Genomic DNA, 18,483 nt, shown 5'->3' with positions numbered 1-18,483 from the left:
GGAGGACAACATGCTGATCGAGACCCTTTCGGTCTTTCCCGAGATGTTTGAGCCCGTCATGTCCACATCGATTTTGGGCCGCGCCCGCAAGGCCGGCCTTTTTGATTTTAAGGCGTATAACCTGCGCGACTGGACGCACGACCGCCATCGTACCGTCGATGACGAGCCGTACGGCGGCGGGCAGGGCATGCTCATGAAGGTCGAGCCTATCGCGGAGGCCATCGAGGCCATTAGCGCAGAGGGTCCCAAGCCCACGGTTGTGTTCTTCACCCCCTGTGGCGAGCCCTTTACGCAGCATGTGGCCGAGCGCCTGCTCAAAAGTGAGCGCCTGCTGTTTGTGTGCAGTCGCTACGAGGGCGTCGACGAGCGCGCGTATGCGTATGCCGATGAGCGTCTGTCGATCGGCGACTACGTGCTTACGGGCGGCGAGCTTCCCGCTATGGTCGTTGCCGATGCCGTCGTACGCCTGATTCCCGGCGCCCTGGGCGACGAGATGAGCAACGTGGACGAGTCGTTCTCGACCGCCGAGGATGGAGGCCTGCTCGAGTACGCGCAGTACACCCGTCCTGCCGAGTTCAACGGCGAGGGCGTGCCTCCGGTGCTTGTGAGCGGCGATCATGCTAAGGTCGATGCGTGGCGTCGTAAGAACGCCATCGAGCGCACCTGTCGTTGGCGTCCCGATCTGATTGAGACGGCGCGGCTCACGCCCGAGGAGCGCGCTTACGCGCAGGAGATTCTGGACGCTTCGTATTCGCAGAGCGAGGAGTGAGGATGGTTCCATCGCAGCATTCCGTGCTAAAGGGTGCGTTTGAGTGGATCGTGGTCGTCGCGATCGCACTGGTCGCTACCTTCTTGATTCGCTCGTTTGTGGTCGAACCCTTTGTGGTACCCACCGGTTCCATGGAGTCCACGATCGAGATTGGCGACCAGATCCTGGCACAAAAGGTGAGCCTCGAGCTCGGTCAGCCCGTCAAGCAGGGCGATATCGTGGTGTTTCACAACCCCGATGGCACCTCCGAGCATGATGTTCTTGTCAAGCGTGTTATTGCCACGGCCGGGCAGACGGTCGACCTGCAGGATGGCAAGGTGGTCGTTGACGGCCAAGCGCTCGACGAGGACTATACGATGGGCATGAGCTGGCCACTTTCGGTCCAAGCGCCCGGCGCTCAGGTAAGCTATCCCTACACCGTTCCCGACGGGTGCGTGTGGGTGATGGGCGACAACCGCGAGAACTCTGCTGACTCCCGCTACTTTGGCCCGGTCGACCGCTCCGAATTGATCGCCGTGGCGCTCGTGCGTTACTGGCCGCTCAACCGTCTGGGCGCTATCGACTAAAAACCGCTATAGTACAGTACCTAACCGTGTAATCGTTTCAACGAGGGGATATTAGAGGCATGAACGCTTCATCGCTTTCCTTCCAAGACATCATCCTGCGCCTCCAGCAGTACTGGGGCGAGCAGGGCTGCGTCATTATGCAGCCCTATGACTCCGAGGTCGGTGCCGGTACCTTCCATACCGCGACCACGCTGCGCTCGCTCGGTCCCGCCGAGTGGCGCACCTGCTATGCGCAGCCCTGCCGCCGTCCCGCCGACGGCCGCTACGGCGAGAACCCCAACCGCATGCAGCACTACTATCAGTTCCAGGTGCTCATCAAGCCGTCGCCGGTCAACGCCCAGGAGCTCTACCTGGGGTCTCTTGCCGCCATTGGCCTGGACCCCAACGACCATGACGTCCGCTTTGTCGAGGACGACTGGGAGAGCCCGACGCTCGGCGCCTGGGGCCTTGGCTGGGAGGTCTGGCTCAACGGCATGGAGGTCACGCAGTTTACGTACTTCCAGCAGGTGGGCGGCATCGAGGTCGACCCCGTGCCCGTCGAGATCACCTATGGCCTGGAGCGTATCGCCATGTACGCTCAGGGCGTCAACTCCGTTTACGACCTGGTGTGGAGCTATCTGCCCGACGGAACGCCCATGACCTATGGCGACGTGTTCCTCGAGAACGAGCGCGAGTTCAGTGCCTATAACTTTGAGGTCGCCAACGTCGAGATGATGCGTCAGAAGTTTGACGACTACGAGGCCGAGTGCCACTCCTGCCTGGAGCGCAAGCTTCCGCTGCCGGCGTACGACTGCGTCATGAAGTGCAGCCACGCCTTCAACCTGCTCGATGCCCGTGGCGCGCTGTCCGCGGTCGAGCGTGCCAACTACATCCTGCGCGTCCGCGCCGTCGCCAAGGCGTGCTGCGAGGCCTATATGGCCGAGGTCGCCGGAGTCAACGAGAATGCCGACCAGGAAGGCGAGGTGGCGTAAGCCATGGCAGACGCTAAGGATTTCCTGTTTGAGATCGGTACGGAAGAAATGCCCTCCGCACCGCTGAACAATGCCGTCAAGCAGCTTGGCACCATGATCGCCAAGGGTCTCGACGAGGCCGGTCTGGCCCACGGCGAGGTCCGCGTGATCTCGAGCCCGCGCCGCCTGGCTGCGCTCGTTGCCGACGTCGCCACCGCGACCGACGAGGTTCACGAGGTCAAGCGCGGCCCCGCGGCAAACATTGCCTTTGATGCCGACGGTAACGCCACCAAGGCCGCCCAGGGCTTTGCCCGCAAGTGCGGTGTGGCTGCCGAGGACCTGGTCCGTCGCGAGGACACCGACGGCCGCGAGTACGTGTTCGCCGAGAAGAACATTCCCTCCGCTCCGGCTACGCCGATCCTGACGTCTCTGTGCGAGAAGACTATCGCCGGCCTGCAGTGGCCCAACTACCGCAGGCAGCGCTGGGGCCACGAGCACGCTACGTTTGTTCGTCCGGTCCGTTGGATCTGCTGCCTTTTGGGTGAGGACGTCGTGCCCGTGTCGTTTGCCGATGTGACGAGTGGCAATACCACGCGCGGACATCGCGTTCTGGGCCCCGGTGACCATGTGGTCGCCAGCCCCGCCGTCTACGAGCAGGTGCTCGAGGACGCCGGCGTGCTCTCTGCCGAGCGTCGTCGCGAGGCCATCCTTGCCGGTATCGCCGAGGTCGAGGCTGCGCGCCCCGGCTGCCATGTCGACACGCCCAAGAAGGTCTTTGAGGAGGTCATTAACCTCTGCGAGTGGCCGACGGTGCTTGTCGGTACCTTCGATGAGGAGTTCCTCAAGGTCCCGCACGAGATCATCTGCGAGTCCATGCTCACCAACCAGCGCTACTTCCCGATTTATGACGGCGAGGGCAAGCTCACGCGTGAGTTCGTAGTCGTCTCCAACAGCAAGCCCGAGAATGCCGAGCGCGTGATCGACGGCAACGAGCGCGTCGTGCGCGCCCGTCTGGACGACGCCAAGTTCTTCTATGAGGAGGACCTGAAGATCTCCCTTGACGAGTTCCGCGAGCGTCTGGCCAAGGTCGCCTTCCAGGAGAAGCTCGGTAGCGTGCTCGCCAAGTCCGAGCGCATCGAGCAGCTCGCGCTCGCCATCGCCCGCGAGGCTCACCTGGGTGCCCATCTGGCCGCCGATGCGGCTCGCGCCGCTCACCTGTGCAAGGCCGACCTGGTGTCCAACGCCGTCGTCGAGTTCACGAGCCAGCAGGGCGTGATGGGCGGTTACTACGCCACCGCGATGGGGGAGAACGACGAGGTCGCCCATGCTATCCGCGATCACTATCGTCCCCGCTTTGCCGGTGACGAGCTGCCCGAGGGCATCGCTGGCTGCATCGTGGCCTGTGCCGACAAGCTCGATACCATTGCCGGTATCTTTGCCATCGGCGAGCCCCCGACTGGCTCCTCCGACCCCTACGCGCTGCGTCGCGCCGCCATCGGCATCATCAACATCCTGCGCGACCGTCTGCTGATCGACCCCACGTCGCTCATCGACTTCGCCCTCGAGCTCTACAGCGAGCAGGGTATCGAGTTCGACGCCGCCGAGGTCGCTCAGCAGGTTCGCGACTTCTTCCACGGCCGTCTGGTGAGCATGGCCCGCGACGAAAAGATCCCGGCCGATACCGTTGCCGCCGTCTCCGCGGTGCACATCATCGCCCCGTCCGTCTTCTTCGCCCGCTGCGCCGCCCTCGACGAGGCCCGCAAGAACGACGCTGAGACGTTCGATAACCTGGCGACCGCCTATGCCCGCGCCGCGCACATCTCCAAGCCCGAGCTGGGCGCGGAGTACGACCGCGCCCTGATGGGCGAGGTCGAGCTCGCGCTTGCCGATGCCTCCGAGGCTGCTCAGACCGCTGTCGACGCCGCCCTTGCTGCCGAGGATTACCCGGCCGCATTTGCCGCCCTTGCGGCCCTGCGCGCCCCCATCGACCGCTTCTTCGACGAGGTCATGGTCATGGACAAGGACGAGCAGCTTCGCGATAATCGCCTTAAGCTGCTCAACCGCTTCGAGGTCGTTTTCTCCGGCATCGCAAACATCGGTGAGCTTGCTCGCAAAAAGTAAGCCAGCCTGCGCATAAGCGCAAAAGGAGCCCCGCATGGATTGCCCGGTCACCGCTCGTCCCACCGTTATCGTTATCTCCGACTCGCTCGGTGATACCGCTTGTGAGGTGGTGCTTGCGGCGTCCGGGCAATTTGATGAAGGGGCTTTTTGTGTTTTGCGCCTGCCTAAGGTGACTTCTGTGGAGCAGGTCAAGTCATTTGTGGGGCCGCGCGTCGATGCCGACCATCGCGATATCGCCGTGTTCCATACCATCGTCGACCCGGCGCTACGTGCTCGTGTGCTCGATTACCTGGGCATGCTGCATATCCGTTCGGTCGACCTGATCGGCCCGACGCTCGCCGTGCTGTCGTCGCTCATCGGTGTACCGCCCAAGGGCGTCGCGGGCGTGATTCACAAGACCGATGACCGCTATTTCCATCGTATCGAGGCCATGGAGTATTTCGTTGAGCACGATGACGGGCGCGGTTGCGACGATCTGTCGGGTGCCGATATCGTGCTGCTGGGCGTATCGCGCACGTCCAAGACGCCGCTGTCGATGTATCTGGCCTATCAAGGTTACAAGGTTGCCAATGTTCCTTTGGCCCATGGCATGGAGCCGCCCAAGTCGATTTACGAGGTCGACCCGATGCGCCTGTTCGGCCTGATTTCGACCGTCGATGTGATTTCCGAAATTCGTGATAGCCGCTTGGGCGATGACTACGCTCGTGCCGTTGCCGGCTCCTATGCCGAGCCCGAGAGCGTGCGCAGCGAGCTTGAGGAAGCCCGTGCCCTCATGAAGCGCCTGGGCTGCTTTGTGGTGCGTACCGACGGCAAGGCCATCGAGGAAAGCGCTGCCGAGATCATTAGCCACTTGGAGGAAATCCAAGAAGCCCGCGCCCGCCGCGCCGCCCGTCGAGCCCAACAGCGGTACCTGAGATGATTTTTCTGGGACGGGGATTAAAAAATCATTAGGTACTCAATGATTTTTTAATCCCCGTCCCAGAAAAATCATCGAAGTGGCTAAAAAGTCTGAATTGGTAAAGCGATTTAGCAAAAACATTGCATCTGACCTGTATTTTCTTGTTGTGGTATCTTCATAAGGTAACCAACTTTACCTACCGTTTACCGCCAAATTTACCACGTTTACCAACCCCCGCGTCCTCTGCGCAAGCCCGCTCAATGCCCGCCGTATAGTACCCTCACGGCCCGCATCCGGCGGGTCGATTCGTTACCACGGTCGTGCGCGTAAGTGCATGGAAGGGGAAGTATCGTGAGCGATTGCAAGAGGGTTTATCGTTTTGGAACCGACGCCCAGGGCACCTGTGTCACTGAGGGCGACAAGTCCATGAACTTCGTGCTTGGCGGCAAAGGCGCAAACCTTGCCGAGATGAGCCGTATCGGCCTGCCGGTTCCCGGTGGCTTTACTATTACCTGCCAGACCTGTGTCGAGTACTCCGGTGCCGGCAACGTCTGGCCCGAAGGCGCACTCGATGAGATCGTTGCCGCCGAGGCTGACCTCGAGGCCCGCTGCGGCAAAAAGCTCGGCGACGCCTCCGATCCGCTGCTCGTGTCGGTTCGCTCGGGCGCTCCGTTCTCCATGCCCGGTATGATGGACACGGTCCTCAACTTGGGCCTCAACGACGATTCCGTTCAGGGTCTCATCGCCCAGACGCAAAATCCGCGTTTTGCCTGGGATAGCTACCGCCGCTTTATCCAGATGTTTTCCAACGTCGTCATGGGCGTTGATGCCGACCTGTTCGAGAACGCCCTGACCCAGGCCCGCCTGGTCGCCGGCATTCGCGTCGATTCCGAGCTTTCGGCCGAGGACCTGCAGGAACTCGTCGAGACCTTCAAGGGGATCTTCTCCGAGAACGTCGAGGCCGCCCTGTATCCCGAGCTCGAGGTTGCCGACGGCAAGCCCGTCTTCCCGCACGATCCTGAGCTTCAGCTGCGCCTTGCCATCCAGGCCGTCTTTGGCAGCTGGATGAACGAGCGCGCCTGCATCTACCGCAAACAGCACGGCATCTCCGACGAGCTCGGTACTGCCGTCAACGTCCAGGCCATGGCCTTTGGCAACAAGGGCGAGACCTCTGCGACGGGCGTCGCCTTTACGCGTAATCCGGCCGACGGCACCAAGGAGTTCTACGGTGACTTTTTGGTTAATGCCCAGGGCGAGGACGTCGTCGCCGGCATCCGCAACACCGAGCCCATTGGCGACCTCAAGGCCACCCCGGGCCTCGAGTCTGCAGGTGAGGAGCTCGAGCACGTGTTCCTGACGCTCGAGGACCATTACCGCGATATGTGCGATATCGAGTTCACCATCGAGCAGGGCAAGCTCTGGATGCTCCAGACCCGCGTGGGCAAGCGCACCGCCACCGCCGCCCTGCGCATCGCTATCGAAATGGTCGAGGAAGGCCTGATCACTCGCGAAGAGGCCGTGAGCCGCATCGACCCCGCGCAACTCGACCAACTCCTGCACCCGCAGTTTGACGCCTCCAAAAAGTACGAGGCGCTGGCCAGTGGTCTGAACGCCAGCCCCGGTGCCGCCGTGGGCGAGGTCGTGTTCTCGAGCGACGATGCCGTCGCGCGCGCCAACGAGGGCCGCAAGGTCATTCTGGTTCGCTGGGAGACCAACCCCGACGACCTGAAGGGCATGGTCGCCGCCGAGGGTATCCTGACCAGCCACGGTGGCAAGACGAGCCATGCCGCCGTTATCGCCCGCGGCATGGGTACGCCCTGCGTCTGCGGCGTTGAGCGCTTCCATATCGATGCCGCCGAGAAGGTCGTGCGCATCGAGGGCAGCGACCTCGTGCTGCACGAGGGCGATGTCATCTCCATCGACGGCACCCAAGGTATCGTCGTCGACGGCGCCGTCGATCTGGTTTCGGCCGAGCTCACCGGCGACCTGGACACCATCCTGTCCTGGGCCGACGAGATTCGTCTGGACGAGACCTGTGGCCATGCCAACCATGTGCGCGTCAACGCCGACAGCCCCGAGGATGCCGCGCTCGCGCTCGAGTTTGGCGCCGAGGCCATTGGCCTGTGCCGCACCGAGCACATGTTCCTGGGCGACCGCAAGAACATCATCCAGAGCTTTATCCTGTCTGACGATGAGGCCGTGAAGCAGCAGGCCCTGGCCGACCTGCTCAAGGTTCAGACCGAGGACTTCCTGGCGATGTTCAAGACCATGTCCGGTCGCGATGTGGTCGTCCGCCTGCTCGATCCGCCGCTTCATGAGTTCCTGGATAATCCTCGCGAGCTCGAGGTCGCCATCACCAAGAAGGAAGCCGCTGACGCCAGCGAGGAAGAGCTTGCCGTCCTGCGCGCCCGCCTGCGCCGTATCGACGGCATGGTCGAGTCGAACCCCATGCTCGGGCTGCGCGGCGTGCGCCTGTCCGTCGTCTTTGGCGATCTGCCGCTCATGCAGGTCCGCGCTGTGGCCACGGCTGCTGCCCGCCTTATCAAGGAAGGCGTCGACCCGCGCCCCGAAATCATGGTTCCGCTCGTTTCCATCACGGCCGAGCATGTCCAGACCCGCGAGGTTATCGAGCGCGTAATCGCCGAGGTTTCCAACGAAGAGGGCGTCGAGCTCAATATTCCCGTGGGCACGATGCTCGAGCTGCCGCGCGCCTGCATGGTCGCTGACGAGATCGCCCATCACGCAGACTTCTTCTGCTTTGGCACCAACGACCTCACCCAGACCACCTTCGGCTTCTCCCGCGACGATGCCGAGGCCAAGTTCATCCCGCTGTACATGCACAAGAAGATCTTAAAGGACAACCCCTTCGAGACCATCGATACGGCAGTACTCGAGCTGGTGCGCATGGCTGTCGAGAAGGGCCGCGCCACCAACCCCGACATGCACTTTGGCGTGTGCGGTGAGCACGGCGGCGACCCCAAGTCCATCAAGGGCCTGTTTAACGTGGCCGATGTGGACTATGTGTCCTGCTCGCCCTACCGCGTGCCCCTCGCACGCCTGGCTGCCGCTCAGGCCAAGCTCGAGGCTAAGCGTTCCGCCTAACGTTTTGGGTTTAGACGCCTAGCGTAGCCCCCCTTCATGCCGCCCGTCTCATTCGTGAGACGGGCGGTTATCATGTGCGGGTTTTGTCTTTTTGTCTGCGTAAAAAATTGTTCTTGCAGCAGAAACCCGCGCGTGTATACTCGAATACGTTTGTTCAACTACGTGCCGGCCAAGGTGGTACGGCACCTCTAGAAGAGTAAGGAATTGCACATGGATTACATCCGCGCAATCGAGCGTCAGCAGATCCGCGAGGACATTCCTCAGGTTCGCGTCGCCGACAACGTCAAGGTTCACTACCGCATTAAGGAAGGCGACCGCGAGCGCATCCAGGTCTTCCAGGGCGACGTCATCCGCATGGCCGGCGCCGGTGCCCGCGAGACCTTCACCGTCCGCAAGATGTCCTTCGGTGTCGGTGTTGAGCGTACCTTCCCGCTTCACAGCCCCAAGATCGCCAAGCTCGAGGTCGTTCGTCATGGTCGCGTCCGTCGCGCCAAGCTGTACTACCTCCGCGACAAGGTGGGCAAGGCTGCTCGCATCCCCGAGAAGCGCTAAGAAGATCGCAGCGTCTGTCCACTCGTTTGGACGTAAGGGTCACCTTCGGGTGGCCCTTCTTTTTATCTGATTTGCATGCAAGGAGGGCCTGGTATGGCCAACATGACGAGCTCGGTTTCGGCATCGCAGGTTGCCGGTGAGTTGGCGAGTGCTACGTTTGAGGAGATTCCCGCCCTCGTGGAGCATTATCGCGAGGATCCGCGCCAGCAGGTGATCAAGGCTTGCGAACGCGCCCTCAAACGCCATGCCAAAGAGCTTGCCGAGCGCGAGCGCGTCAATGACATGTATGAGCTTATGCATGAGCTTGGCGGCGATGGGGTGGTCGTTGGTGTCGACGAGGTGGGCCGTGGCTCGGTAGCGGGGCCCTTGACCGTGTGTGCCGTGTGCCTTCCGATGGAGCCGCGCATCTGGGGCATCAACGATTCCAAAAAGCTCACGCCGGCGCGCCGCGAGCTGCTCTCGGTTAAGATTGCCGAGGTGGCGACTGCTATCGGCTTTTGCCATATCGCTCCTGCAGATATCGATGAGATGGGTATGGCCCGCGCCATCCGCGCTGCCGTTGCGGGTGCGGTGGCCGATACGGGACTTGAACCCGACTGCGTCCTCATGGATGGCAACCCCTTGGGCGCCGTTCCCAATGAGCGCGACGTGGTTAAGGGCGATGCCAAGATCGCCTGCATCGCCGCGGCGTCCATCATGGCCAAGGTCACGCGTGACGAGATGATGGTCGAGTACGACGCCGAGTATCCCGAGTACCATCTGGCCGAGTCGAAGGGCTATGCGAGCCCCGAGCACATCGAGGCCATTCGCAAACATGGACTTTGTCCGCTGCACCGCGTGAGCTTTTGCGGAAACTTTCTGCAGACTGAGCGCCTTTTCTAGGCCAATTGTGGAGACATGGACCTCTGGGGTTTTATAAACCTGCTGGTAGCGGGCCGTATGCAACACCATTGTTGCGTACGGCCCGTTTTTTGACGGCATTTGGTCAGCTTTTGGTTTGCTTCCGGTACTTACCCGCATGAAAGGTGCCCTCATCATCGGGGCAATGCAGTGTGCGGGGAAGGAGACCCCATGAGTGCCGCAAGCAAAAAGAGCAAGACGCAGCAGCTCAAGGAGCGTTGGGAAAACGGCGAGCTCGACTCCGGGGCGATGACGCCCGAGTTTATCAAGGGACTCAGTCCCCGCGAGCTAGGCATGCTGGGCGAGCTGATCACCATCGACTACTTTAACGAGCGCGGCTACACCTTGCTGGAGCAGGGCTATCGTTGCACCGAGGGCGAGGCCGATCTGGTGCTGCTCGATGAGCTCGACGATGTCGTGGTGATGGCCGAGGTCAAGACGAGACGCGTCGCCCTGGATTGCACCACGCGGGTCTTTCCCGAGGAGGCCGTGGACGCCCAAAAGCAACGCCGCTACCGCCGCATCGCAAGCTGCTATCTCATGGAGCATTATCCGCTCAAGGCGATTCGCTTCGATGCTGTGGGTGTCACCATCCGCGGCGGGCATATCGCCGAGATCGAGCACCAGTACAACGCGTTCGATTGGCAGGTGTCGTGATGGCGTTCGAGACGTTTGCCGTTCACGCGGCCTGCATCCGCGGCGTCGAGGCGATTCACGTCACGGTCGAGGTCTCGCTTGCCGGTGGCGTTCCGGGCATCCAGATGCTCGGCATTCCGAGTATGGAGGTGATGGAGTCACGCGGTCGTATTCGCTGCGCGATGCGCTCCGCCGGGTTCGAGATCCCGCGCTCGGGCATTACCGTTAACCTGGCACCCGGCGATATCCGCAAGACCGGTAGCGGCTTTGACCTGCCCATCGCCATCGCGGTTCTAGCGGCCGATGAGCAGATTCCCCGTGACAACCTCGATCGCTGCCTTATCGCAGGTGAGCTTGGTCTGGACGGTACGGTGCTTCCCGTCAAGGGCGAGGTGGCGTTTCAGCTATTGGCTCGCGACATGGGGCTGTCTTTTATCGCCGGCAGGTCCGATCAGCATGTGCCACTCGCGGGCGTAGATTGCGGCTTTATCGACCATCTGTCTCAGCTTGCTCACGGCATGGGCGATGCCGCACGGCACTACTTGGATTCCGAGGGTGTCGAGGCGACCTTTGAGCCCGAGCTCGACTATGCAGACGTGCTGGGGCAGGAAGTCGCTAAACGCGGCATGGCGCTTGCGGCGGCAGGAGAACTCGGCTTGCTTATGATCGGGTCTCCGGGATCGGGCAAGACGATGCTCGCACGCCGTATGACCGGCATCCTGCCCGAGCTTTCCGTTGAGGATCAGCAGGAGGCACTGTGCATCCATTCGGTTTTGGGTGAGAACATTGATGGCTTGTTGGCGGGGCACCGCCCCTTCCGCAGTCCCCACCACAGTATTTCGACCGCAGGCCTTATCGGCGGCGGGCGCCCGGTGCACCCGGGTGAGATCAGCCTTGCTCATGGCGGCGTGCTCTTTTTGGACGAGCTTGCCGAGTTTCCCACTGGCGTGCTGCAGACGCTGCGTCAGCCCATCGAGCGCGGCTACGTGAGGATCGTACGCGTCGACGGGGCTTTTACCTTCCCGTCGCGCTTTCAGCTGCTGGCTGCGAGCAATCCCTGCCCCTGCGGCTTTTTGGGCGATCGCGAGGTGCCGTGTCGCTGCTCGGCGGCGATGGTCGAGCGCTATCGGTCTAAACTGCGCGGTCCTTTGGCCGACCGTATCGACATGATGATCGATGTGACCCGTCCCGACCCTCAAGTGATTATCGAGGGTGCGGAGGGCATGTCGTCGGCCGAGTTACGTGACTACGTTGTGCGCGGTCGCGCCTTTCGCGCTTGGCGCGAATCCCGCATGGACGATGCGGATGCCGAGGGCGAGGATGACGAGACTCGGTCCATTGACGGCGTCGTTTCGACCTTTGAGCTCGATGATGCGGCGGAGAAGTGTGTGCTCGGCCTGTCGAAGCGCACGCATCTCACAGGGCGTGGCATCGTGCGCCTTGTTCGCATTGCGCGCACGATCGCAGATGTCGCCGAGAGCGAGCAGGTGACGCAGGACCACGTGCTCGAGGCGGCGATGTACCAGGGAAGGAGGGACCAATGATGGCTGAGGGGACCTTCGAGCTGCATCCAGGTGACGCGTTGTATCCCGAGACCGTTTTGGAGCTTTCTGATGTACCTCAGACGCTCTATGTGCGCGGCAACCCCGAGGCGCTTTCGACGCCCGCGCTCTCCATCATCGGTGCGCGAAAGGCCTCGCCGTATGGTCTTGCCGTGGCAGAGCTTGCGGCGAAGGTGGCGGTTGAGGCGGGAGTGACGGTAGTTTCGGGCGGTGCGGTCGGTTGTGACCAGGCCTCGGGTTGGGCTGCGGTCAACGCCGGCGGCAAACACGTCGTGGTGCTGGGGACGGGCGCCGACGTGGTCTACCCGCGTTCGAGCGCGGGGCTTATTACGCGCACGCTCGATACGGGCGGCGCGGTCGTGTCGATCTCTCCGTGGGGCATGGGTCCGCGCAAGTTTGCCTTTCCGCGTCGCAATCGCGTGATCGCGGCCCTGTCGCAAGCCCTCTTTGTATCCGAGGCGGGTATGCCTTCCGGGACGTTTTCTACAGCCGAGGCTGCTATGGATTTGGGGCGCGAACTTCTTGCCGTGCCGGGGTCGATCCTATCGCCCGAGTCGCGTGGCACGAATTACCTCATTGCGAACGGTGCCTGCTGCATTGTCGACGAGGAGTCCATCGAGATGGCTATCTCTCGCATATACGGCACCCTGCGCTACTCGCGCCCCGATGCTCCCGGCATTGCCGACCTGAATCCAACACAGCAGACCGTGATGCATGCGCTCATCGCCTCGCCGCTCAAGGTCGACGACATCGCGGCGCTCGTCTCACTCGATGCTGTCGGCGTACTCAAACTCTTGGGTTCGCTTGAACTCGAGGGCCTTATCGAGCGCATGATGGATGGAAGGTATGCGCCCTCCAAGTTTGCCCTTCACGCCCAGACGCCCTTCGGTCACAATGGAAAACGTGTCAATTAGAAAGGTGTTTGCAGATGCAGTTCGATCAGGTGACGGTTATCGGTGGCGGTCTGGCGGGTTCGGAATGCGCGATCCAGCTGGCAGACCGCGGGTTTGCCGTAAAGCTGTGCGAGATGCGCCCCCAGGTGAGCTCCCCGGCTCACCATACCGATCACCTGGCAGAGCTCGTCTGCTCCAATTCGTTTAAGTCGACCCGTCCGGATTCCGCGGCTGGTTTGCTGAAGGCCGAGCTTGAGCGCATGGGTTCAGTCCTGCTCGACTGCGCCCATCGCGCTGCTGTTCCCGCTGGTGGCGCCCTGGCGGTCGACCGTGTTACATTCTCCGAGCTCGTCGAGGCTGAGGTTGCCGCCCGCCCCAATATCGAGGTCGTTCACGGCGAGGTCACCCAGATCCCCGAGGGCCACGTGGTCATTGCCGCGGGCCCGCTGTGTTCACCGGCGCTGAGCGAAGAGGTCATGAAGCTCGTCGGTGGCGACGCCCTTGCGTTCTTCGATGCCGCGGCGCCGATCGTCGATGCCTCCACGCTCGATATGGACGTGCTGTTTTCGCAGTCGCGCTACGAGGAGCAGGGGAGCGGCGACTATCTCAACGCTCCGCTCAACAAGGAGGAGTACGAGGCCTTTATCGAGGCGCTCACCACGGCCGACCGCGTGGTGCTCAAGGACTTTGAGGGCGGCGATCTGTTCCAGGCCTGCCAGCCTGCCGAGGAGGTTGCGCGCACCGGCAAGGACGCCATTCGCTTTGGCGCCATGAAGCCCGTCGGCCTCACCGACCCGCGTACCGGACGTCGCCCTTGGGCGGCGATTCAGCTGCGTGCCGAGAACAAGGAGAAGACCGCCTATAACCTGGTGGGCTTCCAGACCAACCTGACCTTTGGCGAGCAGAAGCGCGTCTTCCATATGGTGCCGGGCCTGGAGAACGCTGAGTTCTTCCGCTACGGTGTCATGCACCGCAATACCTTTGTCGACGCCCCGCACGTGCTCGATGGCACCTTTGCCGTGCCCGGTACCGGCGTGCGCCTGGCCGGTCAGATCACCGGCACCGAGGGGTACATGGAAGCCGTGGCGACCGGTCTGCTCGCGGCGCTCAACACCTATGCAGAGGCTATCGGCGCCGATTCCGTCGAGTTGCCCCGCGTGGGCGCCCTGGGTGCGCTCGTGGGCTATGCGACCGATCCTGCCACCGTGGGCTATCAGCCCATGCATGTCAACTTTGGCCTGGTGCCGCCACTCGAGGATGGTAAGCGCCGCAGCAAGCGCGACCGCTACCAGGCCTATGCGGACCGTGCGCTCGAGGCCCTTGACGCCTATCTGGCCACTCGCCCCGATCTGTTTGGAGGCGACCGGTCATAGCCTTTGACCTGTACGACACCGTCGACTCGTTTATCGCCTATATCGCACGCGTCGAGGGACTTTCTCCCAACACGGTGACGGCCTATGGCTCGAGGCTGGAGCGCTTTGCTGCGTGGTGCGAACGCGAGGGCATCGACGCTCGCGCCGCCGACGTACGGACCGTTCGTTCCTATTTGGCCGAGCTGTCGCGTGGCCAGGTGGCGGCTCGGACCCTTGCGGCACACCTGTCTGCCATTCGCTCACTCTATCGGTGGATGGCTGTCGAGGGGATTGTCGAGGGCGATGCGGTCTCGGCGATCGCATCGCCCAAGCTGCCGCGCGACCTGCCGGGCGTCCTTACGACTCAACAGGTGGAGGCACTCCTCAAAGCCCCCGATACCTCAACACCCGCGGGACTGCGCGATGCGGCGATGCTCGAGTTGCTCTATGCCTCGGGTGCCCGCATCTCAGAGCTTGCGGCGCTCAATGTGGAATCCATCTCATGGTCCGAGCGCACGCTGCGCCTGTGGGGCAAGGGGTGCAAAGAACGTATCGTCCCCCTGTATCGTCGTGCGCTCGAGGTGACTCGTTTCTATATTGAGGAGGGGAGGCCGGTGTTGCTCGCTCAGGCAAAGCGCCGTGACCCCGCCACCGGGCCGCATCCGCTGCTTATATCGGCGCGCGGCAATCGCATGAGCGCCGCCATGCTCCGGCGGCGGTTCCATACGCTGGCGACGCTCGCCGGCATTCCGGCCGACATCGCCCCGCATGCGATGCGCCATACCTTTGCGACCGACTTGCTCGAGGGCGGTGCGGACCTGCGCTCGGTCCAAGAGCTGCTGGGTCATGCGAGCCTGTCCACGACGCAGATCTACACGCATCTCACACCCGATCGGCTTAAGCGGGCTGTGGCTCAAGCCCATCCCCGCGGCGAATAGTTGCTGGGACGTCCCGCGCCGCACTCAGGTGTGTGGTTTTGATTGCGGGTTGGCAGGAAGAAGCATTCCTGCTATCATTCATCGGGTTGCTTCACGGCAACATGTTTTTATCACGCACGCGCGGCTACTTCATACCGTGGTGCCCGGGCTTTGGTAGCACATGTCCGGGTTGGTTTTGGAGGATGACCCCGCGCGGAGGCAAACCACAGGAGGTTTAACATGGCTACCAAGATTAATATCCGCACCCTGCTCGAGGCCGGCTGCCACTTCGGTCACCAGACCCGTCGCTGGAACCCCAAGATGAAGCCGTTCATCTTCGGTGAGCGCAACGGCATCTATATCCTTGACCTCAAGCAGACCATCCTCGACGCCGACCAGGCCTACACCTTCGTCAAGAACGTCGCCAAGGGAGGCAACGTGCTGTTCGTCGGCACCAAGAAGCAGGCTCAGGAGGCCGTCAAGAACGCTGCTGAGCGCGCCAACATGCCTTACATCAACCAGCGTTGGCTCGGCGGTATGCTGACCAACTTCGTCACCATCCGCTCCCGCATCAACCGCATGGAGGAGCTCGAGGCTATGGTCGAGGACGGCCGCATGGCTGTTCTGCCCAAGAAGGAGCAGGCTGTTCTCGGCAAGGAGCTCACTAAGCTCCAGACCAACCTCGGTGGCGCCCGCGACATGAAGGGTCTGCCCCAGGCTCTCTTCGTCATCGACACCAAGCGCGAGGAGAACGCCATCAAGGAGGCCCAGCGCCTGAACATCCCCGTCGTCGCCCTGATCGACACCAACTCCGATCCCGACGAGGTCGAGTACGGCATCCCCTGCAACGATGACGCTATCTCCGCTGTCACCCTTATGTGCGAGCTCATGGCTGACGCCTGCCTCGCTGGCTCCGGCAAGGAGCAGGTCTCCGAGGCCGAGATGGCCGCTGAGCCCAAGGCCGAGTAAATCAGTCTTAGTTAATTCTTTTTCATCTCTTTGAAAGGAACCACAATGGCCCAGATTACCGCCGCTATGGTTAAGCAGCTCCGCGAGATGACCGACTCCCCGATGATGGAGTGCAAGAAGGCTCTCGTCGAGGCTGACGGCGACATGGACGCCGCTGTCGACGTTCTGCGTAAGAACGGCCTTGCCAAGGCTGCCAAGAAGGCTGGCCGTGAGACCAACGAGGGCGCTGTCGCCGCGTTCGTCTCCGAGGATGGCAAGACCGGCGCTCTGCTCGAGCTCTCCTGCGAGACCGACTTCGTTGGCTCCAACGCCAAGTTCACCGGCTTTGCTTCCAAGGTCGCTGAGGTTGTCGCTACCACCGAGCCTGCTGACGTCGACGCTCTGCTCGAGAAGCCGATGGGCGAGGAGACCGTTTCCTCCGAGCTCACCGAGATGATTCACATCATGGGCGAGAACATGAAGATCTCCCGCTTCGCTGCTCGCAAGGCTGAGAACGGCGCGCTCGCTTCTTACATCCACATGGGTGGTAAGATCGGCGTCCTCGTCGAGTTCGCCTTCGAGAAGGCCGAGACCGCTCAGGCTGAGTCCTTCAAGACCTTCGCTCACGACGTTGCCCTTCAGGTTGCCGCCGTCGCCCCGATCTGTGCTACCCGCGATCAGGTTCCGGCCGAGACCGTCGAGCACGAGAAGCAGATCTACATGGCTCAGGCTGCCGAGTCCGGTAAGCCCGAGGCTATCCAGGAGAAGATGGCTGTCGGCCGTCTGGAGAAGTTCTACAAGCAGTCCGTGCTCACCGAGCAGGAGTTCATCAAGGACAGCTCCCTCACCATCAAGAAGTACGCTGAGCAGGTCTCCAAGGAGCTCGGCGACACCATTACCGTCGTTGCCTTTGACCGTCTGGTTCGTGGCGAGTAAATAAGCTCTTGTAGCTGGTAATGAGCAGGCTGTGGGTTTTACTCACAGCCTGCTTTTTCATGGCTCTTCTTAGAGCCTTTGATAGAATGTTGAGAGTTCAATCTAAAGGAGGATCGCTTTGTCCGACATCCGATATAAACGCGTGCTTCTTAAGCTTTCTGGCGAAGCACTGATGGGCGACGGCCAGTATGGCATCGACCCCAAGGTTACCGACCATCTTGCCAAACAGGTCAAGGAGCTGCTCGCCGTTGGCCATGAGGTCGGCGTCGTTGTCGGCGGCGGTAATATTTTCCGCGGCATGGCCGGCGCTGCCGGTGGCATGGAGCGTGCTCAGGCCGACTACATGGGCATGCTGGCAACCGTTATGAACGCGCTCGCCCTGCAGGATGCCTTCGAGCACAACGATGTTCCCTGCCGCGTTATGAGCGCTATCCAGATGAACGAGATCTGCGAGCCCTATATTCGCCGTCGCGCCATCAACCACCTTTCCAAGGGCAACGTCGTTATCTTTGCCGCCGGTTCGGGCAATCCGTACTTTACGACCGACACCGCCGCGGCTCTTCGTGCGTGCGAGATCGGCGCCGAGATTCTGATTAAAGCCACCAAGGTTGACGGCATCTACGACAAGGATCCCGTCAAGTGCGCCGACGCCGTCCGTTTTGACAAGATTACCTATCACGAGGTGCTCGTCCGCGGTCTGCAGGTTATGGATTCCACGGCTACGGCACTGTGCCAGGACAACCGTATGCCGATTTTGGTCCTCAACATCGATGGCGAGGACACCGTCAAGCGCGCGCTCGCGGGTGAGCCCGTCGGCACGCTCGTCTATCAGGAGGATTAAGCATGGCAGAGAACATCACCGCCCATATGGACAAGTCGCTCGAGTCCCTCAAGCATAACTTCTCCAAGGTCCGTACCGGCCGCGCCAATGCCAACATTCTGTCCGACATCACCGTCGATTATTACGGTGTTCCCACGCCGGTCACGCAGATTGCCGCCGTCAAGACCCCCGAGGCCCACATGCTGCTCATCGAGCCGTGGGACAAGGCACTTATCAACGCTATCGTCAAGGCCATCGGCGCTTCCGATCTGGGTATTACCCCCAACTCCGATGGCACCGTCGTTCGTCTGCCGTTCCCGGCTCCCACCGAGGAGCGCCGTCGCGAGCTCGTCAAGGAGTGCCGCGAGTACGCCGAGCAGGCCAAGGTGTCTATCCGTAACATCCGTCGCGACTTCAACAACAAGCTCGAGCGCGATGAGGAGCTCACCGAGGACGATGTCCGTCGCGAGCAGGCCAAGGTCCAGAAGCACACTGATGAGTATGTCGCCAAGGTCGAGGAGCTTCTGAAGGAAAAAGAAGCCGAGGTCATGGAGATCTAAG

General features: G+C 61.9%; 17 protein-coding genes. All 17 read left to right on the top strand.

The annotated features are described in order from the left end of the window. Positions 1-10 precede the first annotated feature (10 nt). The 17 genes from trmD to frr all read left to right on the top strand — a co-directional run bounded on the left by trmD (position 11) and on the right by frr (position 18,482). Positions 11-769 carry a tRNA (guanosine(37)-N1)-methyltransferase TrmD gene (gene trmD / locus AAAX59_RS00530; RefSeq protein WP_055285126.1) on the top strand — a complete coding sequence of 253 codons (759 nt, stop codon included), beginning with the start codon at positions 11-13 and terminating at the stop codon, positions 767-769. A gap of 2 nt (positions 770-771) precedes the next feature. Then, the gene (gene lepB / locus AAAX59_RS00525; RefSeq protein WP_349069966.1) at positions 772-1,335 is read left to right on the top strand and encodes a signal peptidase I; all 564 of its coding nucleotides are present in this window, start codon (positions 772-774) and stop codon (positions 1,333-1,335) included. 59 nt (positions 1,336-1,394) lie between these two features. Next, the gene (locus AAAX59_RS00520; protein ID WP_006236091.1) at positions 1,395-2,306 is read left to right on the top strand and encodes a glycine--tRNA ligase subunit alpha; all 912 of its coding nucleotides are present in this window, start codon (positions 1,395-1,397) and stop codon (positions 2,304-2,306) included. A gap of 3 nt (positions 2,307-2,309) precedes the next feature. Continuing rightward, a complete protein-coding gene (glyS, locus tag AAAX59_RS00515; RefSeq protein WP_349069963.1) occupies positions 2,310-4,406 on the top strand; it encodes a glycine--tRNA ligase subunit beta in 2,097 nt (698 codons plus the stop codon). A 34-nt stretch (positions 4,407-4,440) separates the two neighbouring features. Then, positions 4,441-5,325: a pyruvate, water dikinase regulatory protein gene (locus AAAX59_RS00510; RefSeq protein WP_349069961.1), complete on the top strand. Its 885-nt coding sequence runs from the start codon at positions 4,441-4,443 to the stop codon at positions 5,323-5,325. A 330-nt stretch (positions 5,326-5,655) separates the two neighbouring features. Then, positions 5,656-8,406, top strand: coding sequence for a pyruvate, phosphate dikinase (ppdK, locus tag AAAX59_RS00505; protein ID WP_349069959.1), 2,751 nt, complete (start codon positions 5,656-5,658; stop codon positions 8,404-8,406). Between the two features lie 210 nt (positions 8,407-8,616). Then, positions 8,617-8,958 carry a 50S ribosomal protein L19 gene (rplS, locus tag AAAX59_RS00500; protein WP_006236098.1) on the top strand — a complete coding sequence of 114 codons (342 nt, stop codon included), beginning with the start codon at positions 8,617-8,619 and terminating at the stop codon, positions 8,956-8,958. Positions 8,959-9,051: 93 nt separating this feature from the next. After that, positions 9,052-9,840 carry a ribonuclease HII gene (locus tag AAAX59_RS00495; RefSeq protein WP_117745957.1) on the top strand — a complete coding sequence of 263 codons (789 nt, stop codon included), beginning with the start codon at positions 9,052-9,054 and terminating at the stop codon, positions 9,838-9,840. 189 nt (positions 9,841-10,029) lie between these two features. Further along, positions 10,030-10,515: a YraN family protein gene (locus AAAX59_RS00490; protein WP_238022474.1), complete on the top strand. Its 486-nt coding sequence runs from the start codon at positions 10,030-10,032 to the stop codon at positions 10,513-10,515. After that, a complete protein-coding gene (locus AAAX59_RS00485; RefSeq protein ID WP_349069958.1) occupies positions 10,515-12,038 on the top strand; it encodes a YifB family Mg chelatase-like AAA ATPase in 1,524 nt (507 codons plus the stop codon). Before AAAX59_RS00490 ends, AAAX59_RS00485 begins: the two co-directional genes overlap by 1 nt. After that, on the top strand, positions 12,038-12,970 hold the full coding sequence (locus AAAX59_RS00480; protein WP_117745984.1) for a DNA-processing protein DprA: 933 nt from the start codon (positions 12,038-12,040) through the stop codon (positions 12,968-12,970). The genes AAAX59_RS00485 and AAAX59_RS00480 overlap by 1 nt, the downstream gene beginning before the upstream one ends. A 14-nt stretch (positions 12,971-12,984) precedes the next feature. Continuing rightward, complete coding sequence (trmFO, locus tag AAAX59_RS00475; protein WP_117745959.1) at positions 12,985-14,322, top strand: methylenetetrahydrofolate--tRNA-(uracil(54)-C(5))-methyltransferase (FADH(2)-oxidizing) TrmFO; 1,338 nt, start codon at positions 12,985-12,987, stop codon at positions 14,320-14,322. Then, entirely contained in the window at positions 14,319-15,239 is a 921-nt protein-coding gene (locus AAAX59_RS00470; protein WP_349070028.1) for a tyrosine recombinase, read from the top strand. Before trmFO ends, AAAX59_RS00470 begins: the two co-directional genes overlap by 4 nt. Before the next feature lie 219 nt (positions 15,240-15,458). Then, on the top strand, positions 15,459-16,187 hold the full coding sequence (rpsB, locus tag AAAX59_RS00465; protein WP_006236109.1) for a 30S ribosomal protein S2: 729 nt from the start codon (positions 15,459-15,461) through the stop codon (positions 16,185-16,187). Between the two features lie 45 nt (positions 16,188-16,232). Beyond that, a complete protein-coding gene (gene tsf, locus AAAX59_RS00460) occupies positions 16,233-17,102 on the top strand; it encodes a translation elongation factor Ts (protein ID WP_022094736.1) in 870 nt (289 codons plus the stop codon). Between the two features lie 118 nt (positions 17,103-17,220). Continuing rightward, a complete protein-coding gene (gene pyrH / locus AAAX59_RS00455) occupies positions 17,221-17,943 on the top strand; it encodes a UMP kinase (RefSeq protein ID WP_040359955.1) in 723 nt (240 codons plus the stop codon). A gap of 2 nt (positions 17,944-17,945) precedes the next feature. Continuing rightward, the gene (gene frr, locus AAAX59_RS00450; protein WP_089573404.1) at positions 17,946-18,482 is read left to right on the top strand and encodes a ribosome recycling factor; all 537 of its coding nucleotides are present in this window, start codon (positions 17,946-17,948) and stop codon (positions 18,480-18,482) included. The last annotated feature ends 1 nt before the right edge of the window (position 18,483 follow it).

This window comes from Collinsella sp. CLA-ER-H2 (genome assembly GCF_040092405.1).
Lineage (GTDB): Bacteria > Actinomycetota > Coriobacteriia > Coriobacteriales > Coriobacteriaceae > Collinsella.
The sequence above is the reverse complement of the archived record's forward strand: the minus strand, read 5'-3'. Positions and strand labels throughout refer to the sequence as shown.

What these genes read in the sequence shown, in the direction of transcription:
- AAAX59_RS00490 (WP_238022474.1), top strand. Translation starts at nt 10,030, where the DNA reads ATGAGTGCCGCAAGCAAAAAGAGCAAGACGCAGCAGCTCAAGGAGCGT.
- trmFO (WP_117745959.1), top strand. Translation starts at nt 12,985, where the DNA reads ATGCAGTTCGATCAGGTGACGGTTATCGGTGGCGGTCTGGCGGGTTCG.
- rpsB (WP_006236109.1), top strand. Translation starts at nt 15,459, where the DNA reads ATGGCTACCAAGATTAATATCCGCACCCTGCTCGAGGCCGGCTGCCAC.
- AAAX59_RS00480 (WP_117745984.1), top strand. Translation starts at nt 12,038, where the DNA reads ATGGCTGAGGGGACCTTCGAGCTGCATCCAGGTGACGCGTTGTATCCC.
- frr (WP_089573404.1), top strand. Translation starts at nt 17,946, where the DNA reads ATGGCAGAGAACATCACCGCCCATATGGACAAGTCGCTCGAGTCCCTC.
- AAAX59_RS00485 (WP_349069958.1), top strand. Translation starts at nt 10,515, where the DNA reads ATGGCGTTCGAGACGTTTGCCGTTCACGCGGCCTGCATCCGCGGCGTC.
- rplS (WP_006236098.1), top strand. Translation starts at nt 8,617, where the DNA reads ATGGATTACATCCGCGCAATCGAGCGTCAGCAGATCCGCGAGGACATT.
- lepB (WP_349069966.1), top strand. Translation starts at nt 772, where the DNA reads ATGGTTCCATCGCAGCATTCCGTGCTAAAGGGTGCGTTTGAGTGGATC.
- trmD (WP_055285126.1), top strand. Translation starts at nt 11, where the DNA reads ATGCTGATCGAGACCCTTTCGGTCTTTCCCGAGATGTTTGAGCCCGTC.
- AAAX59_RS00520 (WP_006236091.1), top strand. Translation starts at nt 1,395, where the DNA reads ATGAACGCTTCATCGCTTTCCTTCCAAGACATCATCCTGCGCCTCCAG.
- glyS (WP_349069963.1), top strand. Translation starts at nt 2,310, where the DNA reads ATGGCAGACGCTAAGGATTTCCTGTTTGAGATCGGTACGGAAGAAATG.
- tsf (WP_022094736.1), top strand. Translation starts at nt 16,233, where the DNA reads ATGGCCCAGATTACCGCCGCTATGGTTAAGCAGCTCCGCGAGATGACC.
- AAAX59_RS00495 (WP_117745957.1), top strand. Translation starts at nt 9,052, where the DNA reads ATGGCCAACATGACGAGCTCGGTTTCGGCATCGCAGGTTGCCGGTGAG.
- AAAX59_RS00510 (WP_349069961.1), top strand. Translation starts at nt 4,441, where the DNA reads ATGGATTGCCCGGTCACCGCTCGTCCCACCGTTATCGTTATCTCCGAC.